The organism is Buttiauxella sp. AC038 (assembly GCF_979253565.1).
The window spans coordinates 4,051,327-4,062,857 of sequence record NZ_CEEDCQ010000001.1 but is presented as its reverse complement, the minus strand read 5'-3'; the positions used below and the strand labels follow the sequence as shown (position 1 = coordinate 4,062,857).

General features: G+C 49.2%; 5 protein-coding genes, 3 tRNA genes, 3 rRNA genes and 1 pseudogene. 11 read left to right on the top strand and 1 reads right to left on the bottom strand.

Annotated elements, in window-relative coordinates:
* The first annotated feature begins 182 nt into the window (after positions 1–182).
* The 8 genes from gmhB to dkgB all read left to right on the top strand — a co-directional run bounded on the left by gmhB (position 183) and on the right by dkgB (position 7,486).
* Positions 183–749 (top strand): D-glycero-beta-D-manno-heptose 1,7-bisphosphate 7-phosphatase, encoded by a 567-nt coding sequence (gene gmhB, locus AC0IXI_RS19295; RefSeq protein ID WP_064516372.1) that lies wholly within the window; start codon positions 183–185, stop codon positions 747–749.
* 397 nt (positions 750–1,146) lie between these two features.
* Positions 1,147–2,688: ribosomal RNA gene (locus AC0IXI_RS19290) — 16S ribosomal RNA — on the top strand.
* Positions 2,689–2,757: 69 nt separating this feature from the next.
* Positions 2,758–2,834, top strand: a tRNA-Ile gene (locus tag AC0IXI_RS19285).
* Positions 2,835–2,947: 113 nt separating this feature from the next.
* Positions 2,948–3,023: transfer RNA gene (locus AC0IXI_RS19280), tRNA-Ala, on the top strand.
* Positions 3,024–3,229: 206 nt separating this feature from the next.
* A 23S ribosomal RNA gene (locus tag AC0IXI_RS19275) occupies positions 3,230–6,138 on the top strand.
* Positions 6,139–6,250: 112 nt separating this feature from the next.
* Positions 6,251–6,366: ribosomal RNA gene (rrf, locus tag AC0IXI_RS19270) — 5S ribosomal RNA — on the top strand.
* The 16S, 23S and 5S rRNA genes sit together here with 3 tRNA genes alongside, the layout of an rRNA operon.
* Positions 6,367–6,429: 63 nt before the next feature.
* Positions 6,430–6,506, top strand: a tRNA-Asp gene (locus tag AC0IXI_RS19265).
* A 176-nt stretch (positions 6,507–6,682) separates the two neighbouring features.
* The gene (gene dkgB / locus AC0IXI_RS19260; protein ID WP_471682954.1) at positions 6,683–7,486 is read left to right on the top strand and encodes a 2,5-didehydrogluconate reductase DkgB; all 804 of its coding nucleotides are present in this window, start codon (positions 6,683–6,685) and stop codon (positions 7,484–7,486) included.
* On the opposite strand, the pseudogene yafC reads toward dkgB, so the two are convergent.
* Positions 7,483–8,396, bottom strand: a pseudogene (gene yafC, locus AC0IXI_RS19255) (DNA-binding transcriptional regulator YafC). The gene dkgB and the pseudogene yafC sit on opposite strands and share 4 nt — an antisense overlap.
* Before the next feature lie 104 nt (positions 8,397–8,500).
* Here yafC and AC0IXI_RS19250 point away from each other — a divergent pair.
* The 3 genes from AC0IXI_RS19250 to AC0IXI_RS19240 all read left to right on the top strand — a co-directional run bounded on the left by AC0IXI_RS19250 (position 8,501) and on the right by AC0IXI_RS19240 (position 11,468).
* On the top strand, positions 8,501–9,676 hold the full coding sequence (locus AC0IXI_RS19250) for an MFS transporter (protein ID WP_064516401.1): 1,176 nt from the start codon (positions 8,501–8,503) through the stop codon (positions 9,674–9,676).
* 150 nt (positions 9,677–9,826) lie between these two features.
* Positions 9,827–10,630 carry an endonuclease/exonuclease/phosphatase family protein gene (locus AC0IXI_RS19245; RefSeq protein WP_034461607.1) on the top strand — a complete coding sequence of 268 codons (804 nt, stop codon included), beginning with the start codon at positions 9,827–9,829 and terminating at the stop codon, positions 10,628–10,630.
* A 70-nt stretch (positions 10,631–10,700) separates the two neighbouring features.
* A complete protein-coding gene (locus tag AC0IXI_RS19240) occupies positions 10,701–11,468 on the top strand; it encodes a class I SAM-dependent methyltransferase (RefSeq protein WP_471682953.1) in 768 nt (255 codons plus the stop codon).
* The last annotated feature ends 63 nt before the right edge of the window (positions 11,469–11,531 follow it).

Here is an 11,531-nt window from a genome sequence, read left to right as displayed (position 1 = left end):
TTATTATCGTATGAGTGTAAGCCGTGGCATTTTCTGCTGCCGATAACGGGCGATGACCGTCATCAGTATGGATGTTAAGGCATCCAGACGTCTAAATCAATCTGCGAATGATTGTCTGTTCCCGCGAGGATAAGAAATCATGCGATACTACAGCTAATAATCCCAGTTTCAGGAGTTTCCAAGTGGCACAGTCTGTTCCCGCTATTTTTCTTGATCGTGATGGCACCATTAATGTGGATCATGGCTACGTTCATGAAGTGGACCAGTTCGAGTTCATTGAGGGTGTAATTGATGCAATGCGTGAGTTAAAGGCAATGGGCTATGCATTAGTTCTCGTCACCAACCAGTCAGGCATTGCTCGTGGCATGTTTACTGAAGATGATTTTGAAAATCTCACTGAATGGATGGACTGGTCGTTAGCAGACCGTGGTGTTGATCTTGATGGCATCTATTATTGCCCGCATCACCCAGAGGCAATAGTAGAAGAGTTTCGCCAAACCTGTGATTGCCGCAAACCACAACCGGGCATGTTGCTCTCCGCTCAAGAGTTCCTTCATATAGATATGGCTTCTTCATATATGGTTGGCGACAAATTGGAAGACATGCAGGCAGCTGCAGCGGCACATGTAGGGACAAAAGTGTTGGTTCGTACCGGCAAGCCAGTCACTGAACAAAGTGAAGCAGCGGCTGATTTTGTCATTAATAGCCTCGCAGACCTGCCAAAAGCGATAAAATCGCGCCAAAAATAAGCGGAACGATTAAAAAGAGCGCGGTTGGTAATTATTTTGAAAATAGGGGTTGTCAGCTTCCAGAAAATCCCTATACTGCGCCTCCACTGACACGGCACAACGGCTTACAAACCGGCTTGTCAGCCAGACGAAAAGCGAAAATAAACGCTTGACTCTGAAAGAGGAAAGCGTAATATACGCCACCTCGAGTTAGCAAGCGAAAGCGCCTAACTCACTGCTCTTTAACAATTTATCAGACAATCTGTGTGGGCACTCGCAGGATTGATATCTCAGATACCTCCGGGTATCAAAAAAATATCAAGTCTTGAAGAGTGACCAAGCAGTAATTCATTTAGTTGAATTATTACGAAAGTTAATTTTTGAGCACCGCTTCACGAGTTGAAGCAAATCAAGCTTTTAATTGAAGAGTTTGATCATGGCTCAGATTGAACGCTGGCGGCAGGCCTAACACATGCAAGTCGAGCGGTAGCACAGGAGAGCTTGCTCTCTGGGTGACGAGCGGCGGACGGGTGAGTAATGTCTGGGAAACTGCCTGATGGAGGGGGATAACTACTGGAAACGGTAGCTAATACCGCATAACGTCTTCGGACCAAAGAGGGGGACCTTCGGGCCTCTTGCCATCAGATGTGCCCAGATGGGATTAGCTAGTAGGTGAGGTAATGGCTCACCTAGGCGACGATCCCTAGCTGGTCTGAGAGGATGACCAGCCACACTGGAACTGAGACACGGTCCAGACTCCTACGGGAGGCAGCAGTGGGGAATATTGCACAATGGGCGCAAGCCTGATGCAGCCATGCCGCGTGTATGAAGAAGGCCTTCGGGTTGTAAAGTACTTTCAGCGAGGAGGAAGGCATTGTGGTTAATAACCGCAGTGATTGACGTTACTCGCAGAAGAAGCACCGGCTAACTCCGTGCCAGCAGCCGCGGTAATACGGAGGGTGCAAGCGTTAATCGGAATTACTGGGCGTAAAGCGCACGCAGGCGGTTTGTCAAGTCGGATGTGAAATCCCCGGGCTCAACCTGGGAACTGCATTCGAAACTGGCAAGCTAGAGTCTTGTAGAGGGGGGTAGAATTCCAGGTGTAGCGGTGAAATGCGTAGAGATCTGGAGGAATACCGGTGGCGAAGGCGGCCCCCTGGACAAAGACTGACGCTCAGGTGCGAAAGCGTGGGGAGCAAACAGGATTAGATACCCTGGTAGTCCACGCCGTAAACGATGTCGACTTGGAGGTTGTTCCCTTGAGGAGTGGCTTCCGGAGCTAACGCGTTAAGTCGACCGCCTGGGGAGTACGGCCGCAAGGTTAAAACTCAAATGAATTGACGGGGGCCCGCACAAGCGGTGGAGCATGTGGTTTAATTCGATGCAACGCGAAGAACCTTACCTACTCTTGACATCCACAGAATTCGGCAGAGATGCCTTAGTGCCTTCGGGAACTGTGAGACAGGTGCTGCATGGCTGTCGTCAGCTCGTGTTGTGAAATGTTGGGTTAAGTCCCGCAACGAGCGCAACCCTTATCCTTTGTTGCCAGCGGTTCGGCCGGGAACTCAAAGGAGACTGCCAGTGATAAACTGGAGGAAGGTGGGGATGACGTCAAGTCATCATGGCCCTTACGAGTAGGGCTACACACGTGCTACAATGGCGCATACAAAGAGAAGCGACCTCGCGAGAGCAAGCGGACCTCATAAAGTGCGTCGTAGTCCGGATCGGAGTCTGCAACTCGACTCCGTGAAGTCGGAATCGCTAGTAATCGTAGATCAGAATGCTACGGTGAATACGTTCCCGGGCCTTGTACACACCGCCCGTCACACCATGGGAGTGGGTTGCAAAAGAAGTAGGTAGCTTAACCTTCGGGAGGGCGCTTACCACTTTGTGATTCATGACTGGGGTGAAGTCGTAACAAGGTAACCGTAGGGGAACCTGCGGTTGGATCACCTCCTTACCTAAAAGATACAAACCCGCGTAGTGCTCACACAGATTGTCTGATAGAAAACGAGCAGTAAAACCTTATAGGCTTGTAGCTCAGGTGGTTAGAGCGCACCCCTGATAAGGGTGAGGTCGGTGGTTCAAGTCCACTCAGGCCTACCAAACTTCTCTCCATGCTGTGTTGCGACCCCGCTCACATACTTTAGTATGCTTCGCGGTGACGCGCCTTGCCTGAAGAGAAGTTAAAGGTAAATCAAAGGTTTTACGAAATCGATGGGGCTATAGCTCAGCTGGGAGAGCGCCTGCCTTGCACGCAGGAGGTCAGCGGTTCGATCCCGCTTAGCTCCACCATCATTTCATGCTCACCCAATACTTCTAAGTGTACTGTTTAACAGTGTGCTGAGAAGTATTTGCTCTTTAAAAATCCGGAACAAGCTGAAAATTGAAACGACACACTGTTTCCTTTCTCCGTAATAAGAAAGGAATAGAAGTGTGTTCGAGTCTCTCAAATTTTCACAACATACGAGTGTGTCTTACGAGACATCTTCGGGTTGTGAGGTTAAGCGACTAAGCGTACACGGTGGATGCCCTGGCAGTCAGAGGCGATGAAGGACGTGCTAATCTGCGATAAGCGTCGGTAAGGTGATATGAACCGTTATAACCGACGATTTCCGAATGGGGAAACCCAGTGCAATTCGTTGCACTATCGTTAAGTGAATACATAGCTTAACGAAGCGAACCGAGGGAACTGAAACATCTAAGTACCTCGAGGAAAAGAAATCAACCGAGATTCCCCCAGTAGCGGCGAGCGAACGGGGAACAGCCCAGAGTCTGAATCAGTTTGTGCATTAGTGGAAGCGTCTGGAAAGTCGCAGGGTACAGGGTGATACTCCCGTACACAAAAATGCACTTGCTGTGAACTCGAAGAGTAGGGCGGGACACGTGGTATCCTGTCTGAATATGGGGGGACCATCCTCCAAGGCTAAATACTCCTGACTGACCGATAGCGAACAAGTACCGTGAGGGAAAGGCGAAAAGAACCCCGGTGAGGGGAGTGAAACAGAACCTGAAACCGTGTACGTACAAGCAGTGGGAGCCTCTTTTATGGGGTGACTGCGTACCTTTTGTATAATGGGTCAGCGACTTATATTCTGTAGCAAGGTTAACCGTATAGGGGAGCCGCAGGGAAACCGAGTCTTAACTGGGCGTTAAGTTGCAGGGTATAGACCCGAAACCCGGTGATCTAGCCATGGGCAGGTTGAAGGTTGGGTAACACTAACTGGAGGACCGAACCGACTAATGTTGAAAAATTAGCGGATGACTTGTGGCTGGGGGTGAAAGGCCAATCAAACCGGGAGATAGCTGGTTCTCCCCGAAAGCTATTTAGGTAGCGCCTCGTGAACTCATCTTCGGGGGTAGAGCACTGTTTCGGCTAGGGGGCCATCCCGGCTTACCAACCCGATGCAAACTACGAATACCGAAGAATGTTATCACGGGAGACACACGGCGGGTGCTAACGTCCGTCGTGAAGAGGGAAACAACCCAGACCGCCAGCTAAGGTCCCAAAGTCATGGTTAAGTGGGAAACGATGTGGGAAGGCACAGACAGCCAGGATGTTGGCTTAGAAGCAGCCATCATTTAAAGAAAGCGTAATAGCTCACTGGTCGAGTCGGCCTGCGCGGAAGATGTAACGGGGCTAAACCATGCACCGAAGCTGCGGCAGCGACGCTTATGCGTTGTTGGGTAGGGGAGCGTTCTGTAAGCCGTCGAAGCTTACCTGTGAGGGTAGGTGGAGGTATCAGAAGTGCGAATGCTGACATAAGTAACGATAAAGCGGGTGAAAAACCCGCTCGCCGGAAGACCAAGGGTTCCTGTCCAACGTTAATCGGGGCAGGGTGAGTCGACCCCTAAGGCGAGGCCGAAAGGCGTAGTCGATGGGAAACAGGTTAATATTCCTGTACTCGGTGTGACTGCGAAGGGGGGACGGAGAGGGCTATGTTAGCCGGGCGACGGTTGTCCCGGTTTAAGCATGTAGGCGGAGAGTTTAGGTAAATCCGGACTCTTATCTAACGCTGAGGTGTGATGACGAGGTACTACGGTACTGAAGTAACAAATGCCGCACTTCCAGGAAAAGCCTCTAAGCATCAGGTCACATCAAATCGTACCCCAAACCGACACAGGTGGTCAGGTAGAGAATACCAAGGCGCTTGAGAGAACTCGGGTGAAGGAACTAGGCAAAATGGTGCCGTAACTTCGGGAGAAGGCACGCTGTCGGTAGGTGAAGTCCCTCGCGGATGGAGCTGAAGGCAGTCGAAGATACCAGCTGGCTGCAACTGTTTATTAAAAACACAGCACTGTGCAAACACGAAAGTGGACGTATACGGTGTGACGCCTGCCCGGTGCCGGAAGGTTAATTGATGGGGTTAAGCGCAAGCTGAAGCTCTTGATCGAAGCCCCGGTAAACGGCGGCCGTAACTATAACGGTCCTAAGGTAGCGAAATTCCTTGTCGGGTAAGTTCCGACCTGCACGAATGGCGTAATGATGGCCAGGCTGTCTCCACCCGAGACTCAGTGAAATTGAAATCGCTGTGAAGATGCAGTGTACCCGCGGCAAGACGGAAAGACCCCGTGAACCTTTACTATAGCTTGACACTGAACACTGGTCCTTGATGTGTAGGATAGGTGGGAGGCTTTGAAGCGAGGACGCCAGTTCTTGTGGAGCCAACCTTGAAATACCACCCTTTAATGGCTGGTGTTCTAACGTAGACCCGTAATCCGGGTTGCGGACAGTGTCTGGTGGGTAGTTTGACTGGGGCGGTCTCCTCCTAAAGCGTAACGGAGGAGCACGAAGGTTAGCTAATCACGGTCGGACATCGTGAGGTTAGTGCAAAGGCATAAGCTAGCTTGACTGCGAGAGTGACGGCTCGAGCAGGTGCGAAAGCAGGTCTTAGTGATCCGGTGGTTCTGAATGGAAGGGCCATCGCTCAACGGATAAAAGGTACTCCGGGGATAACAGGCTGATACCGCCCAAGAGTTCATATCGACGGCGGTGTTTGGCACCTCGATGTCGGCTCATCACATCCTGGGGCTGAAGTAGGTCCCAAGGGTATGGCTGTTCGCCATTTAAAGTGGTACGCGAGCTGGGTTTAGAACGTCGTGAGACAGTTCGGTCCCTATCTGCCGTGGGCGCTGGAGAATTGAGGGGGGCTGCTCCTAGTACGAGAGGACCGGAGTGGACGCATCACTGGTGTTCGGGTTGTCATGCCAATGGCATTGCCCGGTAGCTAAATGCGGAAAAGATAAGCGCTGAAAGCATCTAAGCGCGAAACTTGCCCCGAGATGAATTCTCCCTGGGAACTTGATTCCCCTGAAGGAACGTTGAAGACTACGACGTTGATAGGCTGGGTGTGTAAGCGTAGCGATACGTTGAGCTAACCAGTACTAATGATCCGTGAGGCTTAACCTTACAACACCGAAGGTGTTTTGGTTGAGAGACTAAGCATTTGATTTTCAGCTTGAACCGAGATTTTAAGTCGATGGTTGTGTGAATAGCATGACGGTTGATGAAACAGAATATGCCTGGCGGCACTAGCGCGGTGGTCCCACCTGACCCCATGCCGAACTCAGAAGTGAAACGCCGTAGCGCCGATGGTAGTGTGGGGTCTCCCCATGCGAGAGTAGGGAACTGCCAGGCTCTAAATTCAAAGCAGTAAAAGCCAGAATGTGACATCTGGTGGTAATAAGAAAGAAATTCGGTGGAGCGGTAGTTCAGTCGGTTAGAATACCTGCCTGTCACGCAGGGGGTCGCGGGTTCGAGTCCCGTCCGTTCCGCCACTTAATTAAGCCCTGAGTCTTCTAGACTCAGGGCTTTTTCGTGCCTAAAACTCATGAAATTTTCTCTATTATTGCTTTTTACGCAATTATCTTCTGCATTTATCCATCTTTTTCACCAAAGTTAAACCCTTCATAATCCTCGAAAGACAAAGATATATCTCCCAACGAGGTTAATAATGACAATTCCTGCATTTGGTTTAGGTACTTTCCGTTTAAAAGGCGACGTAGTTATCGCATCAGTAAAAACAGCGCTTGAATTAGGTTACCGCGCGGTCGATACAGCACAAATTTATGATAATGAAACTGCTGTGGGACAGGCGATTGAAGAAAGTGGTGTTGCACGTAGTGAGCTGTTTATCACCACCAAAATCTGGATCGAGAATCTTAATAAAGAGAAATTAATCCCAAGCTTGAAAGAAAGTCTGCGCAAATTGCGTACAGATTATATCGATTTGACTCTAATTCACTGGCCATCACCAAACGATGCTGTCCCGGTAGCTGAATTTATGCAGGCTTTACTGGAAGCAAAAAAAGAAGGGCTGACGCGCAATATAGGTGTTTCTAACTTCACTATAGACCTGATGCAGCAGGCTGTTGATGCGGTGGGGGCTGAAAATATAGCGACCAACCAGATTGAGCTTTCACCGTATTTGCACAACCGTAAAGTCGTTGATTGGGCACATGAACATAACATCCATATCACCTCTTATATGACGTTGGCTTATGGTAAAGCTCTGGAAAATGAACTGATATGCCGCATTGCTCAAAAGCACAATGCAACTCCTGCGCAGGTCATCCTGGCATGGGCAATGAAGTTGGGTTATGCGGTGATTCCTTCATCTACAAAACGTGAGAATCTGCAAAGTAATCTCCAGGCGCAGACTCTCACGCTAGATGAGGAAGATATGATTGCTATAAGTGAACTGGACTGTAACGATCGATTGGTTAGCCCAGAAGGTTTGGCTCCAGACTGGGATTAATTTTCCATCACAGCCCCTGCGGGGGCTGTTGAACGTGCTCACTTAGAAAATCGATAAACGCCCGAATGCGGCTGCTAACGGCGCGATCGCTGTAATACACTGCACTAAATGGCATTTCTACAGGCAATAGTTTGTCTGCCAGTAACTCTACGAATGTCCCTTCAGCAATTTCTTTATTAATCATATAGTCAGAAAGACAGGCGATACCATTCCCGGTGAGGCAAAGCTGTTTGAGTGTTTCTCCACTGTTCGATGTTATTCCCGGTATGATGTCATAACGCAGCCCATCGGCCTGTGCAACTGGCCACTTATTCAGGCTCTCCGTTTCGGAGAAACCAAGACAAATATGATCCTGAAGATCCTCAGCACATTGTGGCATACCGAACTGCGCTAAATATTCCGGTGAGGCAATGATTTTACGACGGCTGTAAAAAAGAGGCCGCGCCCGTAACGTTGAGTCTGTCAAAGTGCCTGCTCGTATCGCTACATCGACTTTTCGCTCAATCAAATTAATAAATGTCTCAGATGAGATGAGGGAAAGTGTCACCTCCGGATAGCGCTCACGAAAGGGCTTAATCAGCGGCATTAAAAGATGAAGCATGACAGGCGTTGCAGCGTCGATGCGTAGTAAACCACGCGGGCTTTGTCGGGTCTCCATCAGCTCATTTTCTGCAGCAGCCATTTCCTGCAAAATCTGTTGAACACGGCGGAAGTAACGCTCGCCTTCCTCTGTGAGACTCAATTGGCGCGTTGTACGATTAAGCAGGGTTACACCTAATTTCATCTCTAATTTCTTTACCGAGCGGCTCACTGCTGAATTCGCCAACTCGAGTTGATCTGCTGCGCGACTAAAACTCCCGCTTTCTACGACAGCGACAAAAATCGACAGTTCTTCTGAGGTGGCCTTCATTATTGCTCCTGAGACAATATTCTATTGATATTTTGCATATTTTTGTTATTTAACCATCACGCCATACTGCGTGTCATCAAAAGACACCCGTTATGGAGTAAATCATGCCTCTGGCGCTTTGGGCACTGACTATCAGTGCATTCGCAATCGGTACTACTGAGTTTGTCATTGTTGGATTAGTGCCAACAATTGCTGATCAACTTTCAATTTCGCTCCCTTCTGCTGGGCTGCTGGTTTCAATTTATGCATTGGGCGTGGCTGTTGGCGCCCCTGTCTTGACGGCTCTGACAGGGAAACTTCCTCGTAAACAGTTGCTGATTGGTTTGATGGCGCTATTCACCGCGGGGAATTTGTTAGCGTGGCTTTCGCCAAACTACGAAACGCTGGTTGTGGCTCGCTTGTTAACCGGCCTTGCACACGGTGTTTTCTTCTCAATTGGTTCAACTATTGCAACCAGTCTGGTACCTAAAGAAAAGGCTGCTACCGCAATCGCCATTATGTTTGGTGGTTTAACCGTTGCATTGGTTACAGGTGTGCCCCTCGGAACATTTATCGGCCAGCATTTCGGATGGCGTGAAACATTCCTCGCCGTTTCAGCTATTGGTGTTATTGCCTTGATCAGTAGCACGATTCTGATTCCAAAAAATATTCCAACACGTGCAGTTGCCAGCTTAAAAGATCAACTGAAAGTGATGACTCATCCCCGCCTATTGATCATTTACGCGATAACAGCTTTGGGCTACGGCGGTGTGTTTACCGCATTTACCTTCCTGGCTCCGATGATGCAAAACCTTGCGGGTTACTCACCAGCGGCAGTGAGCTGGATTTTGCTGGGCTACGGTGTCTCTGTGGCTATCGGTAATATCTGGGGCGGGAAACTTGCCGACCGTCATGGAGCAGTACCAGCGTTAAAATTCATCTTTGCAGCACTTGCCGCATTACTACTGGTCTTCCAATTTACTGCGAGTTCACATATTGGCGCTTTAGTGACGGTGCTAATTATGGGCGTCTTTGCATTCGGTAATGTACCGGGATTGCAGGTGTACGTTGTGCAGAAAGCAGAGTTATATGCGCCAAACGCAGTGGATGTTGCCTCTGGACTGAATATTGCCGCTTTTAACGTCGGGATTGCATTAGGATCTGTTATTGGTGGTCAAACAGTTCAAAGTTTTGGTTTAGCTCAGACTCCGTGGATTGGGGCCGTAATTGTTGTTGGTGCACTGTTCTTAATTACCATCAGTGGTCGACTAGATACACGTCGTGAAGTTGCTATCAGTTAGTCACTCAGAACAAGGCTGTTAGCAATTACTTACCGTCTTGTTCGTCAATGGTTTGAATTGGTCGTTGAAACTCGACACTAAAGTCCCTATAACTGAAAGACAGCCTTCGATTTGGAGGCTTCTTTGGTTACAGAGGTCATTAGTAAAAACGTGCGCAAAAATACTTATGCCATGAGATATGTTGCCGGTCAGCCAGCGGAACGCATTCTGCCTCCTGGCTCGTTTGCAACTATTGGTCAGGCATTGCCGCCCGGGGAACCTTTACCAAGTGAAGGCTCACTAAAAGTATTGGTGTGGAATATCTTCAAACAGCAGCGTGCAGAATGGCTTTCTGTACTGCAAAACTTCGGTAAAGATGCTCATCTTGTTTTATTGCAGGAGGCTCAGACTACCCCTGAGCTGGTAAAGTTTGCCACCAGTAATTATCTGGCTGCCGACCAGGTTCCGGCATTTGTCCTGCCTCAACACCCATCGGGTGTTATGACACTTTCCGCTGCTCATCCTGTTTATTGTTGCCCACTACGTGAACGTGAGCCGATTTTACGCTTGTCTAAATCCGCATTAGTGACCGTATATCCACTGCCTGATGGTCGGCTGTTGATGGTTGTGAATATCCACGCGGTCAATTTCAGTCTCGGTGTCGATGTCTACAGTAAGCAGCTTGGGCCAATTGGCGATCAAATTGGCCACCATAATGGGCCGGTTATTATGGCGGGTGATTTTAACGCCTGGAGCCGTCCACGCATGAATGCGCTTTACCGCTTCGCTCGTGAAATGACTTTGCGGGAAGTGCGCTTCACTGATGACCATCGCCGCCGTGCTTTCGGTCGTCCACTTGATTTCGTGTTTTACCGTGGTTTGAACGTTGCAGAAGCCTCTGTTTTGGTGACCCGTGCGTCCGATCACAATCCTCTACTAGTCGAATTCCGTCCCGGCAAACCTGAGCTGAAGTAAGGTAAGTCAGGTCTGCCATTGGGCAGACTATGTGCTGCCCTTACTTACAATCATCTGCAAGGACAATAACATGACAACACAATCTCACCATGACAAAGTCGATCAACAGTTTGGCTCGCAAGCCAGTGCCTATCTGACAAGTGCTGTGCACGCTGCTGGTCGCGATCTGGAGCGTCTGAGCGCGCGTCTGGCAGATTTTCCTAATGCACGCTTGCTCGATATGGGGTGTGGGGCAGGGCATGCGAGCTTTATTGCGGCCGCTCAGGTGAAAGAGGTGATTGCTTATGATCTCTCAGAACAGATGCTGAGTGTGGTCAATGATGCTGCTAAAACGCGTGGCATCTTCAACATTACGACTCAACAGGGTTATGCAGAAGTGTTGCCATTTGATGATGGCTCTTTTGATGTGGTGATTAGCCGCTATTCAGCTCATCACTGGCATGATGTTGGTAAAGCATTGCGTGAAGTAAAACGAGTCCTGAAACCTGGTGGTGTAGTTATTTTTATGGATGTGATGTCCCCAGGCCATCCAGTTCTCGATATCTGGCTGCAAACGGTTGAAGCATTGCGCGATACCTCGCACGTTCGGAATTATTCCAGTGGCGAGTGGTTGAGCCTGTTTAATGATGCGGGCTTGGTCTCGCAAAACCTGTTATGTGACCGGTTGAATCTGGAGTTCACATCCTGGATTTCCAGAATGAGAACACCAGTCGCGCTGGCTGAAGCTATTCGCATCTATCAAAAGAGCGCATCGGATGAAGTGCAGCATTACTTTGAATTGCAGGCCGATGGTTCATTCATCAGTGACATTATTATGCTGGAAGCAAAGCGAGTGTAGTTCAGTGCGGGCATCAGACATAAAAAAGGCACCTAAAAAGGTGCCTTTTTCTTTGATTAACAA

Bases quoted from the DNA above. Each gene is read 5' to 3' on its own strand.
- dkgB (WP_471682954.1), top strand. From the start codon at position 6,683: ATGACAATTCCTGCATTTGGTTTAGGTACTTTCCGTTTAAAAGGCGAC.
- AC0IXI_RS19250 (WP_064516401.1), top strand. From the start codon at position 8,501: ATGCCTCTGGCGCTTTGGGCACTGACTATCAGTGCATTCGCAATCGGT.
- AC0IXI_RS19240 (WP_471682953.1), top strand. From the start codon at position 10,701: ATGACAACACAATCTCACCATGACAAAGTCGATCAACAGTTTGGCTCG.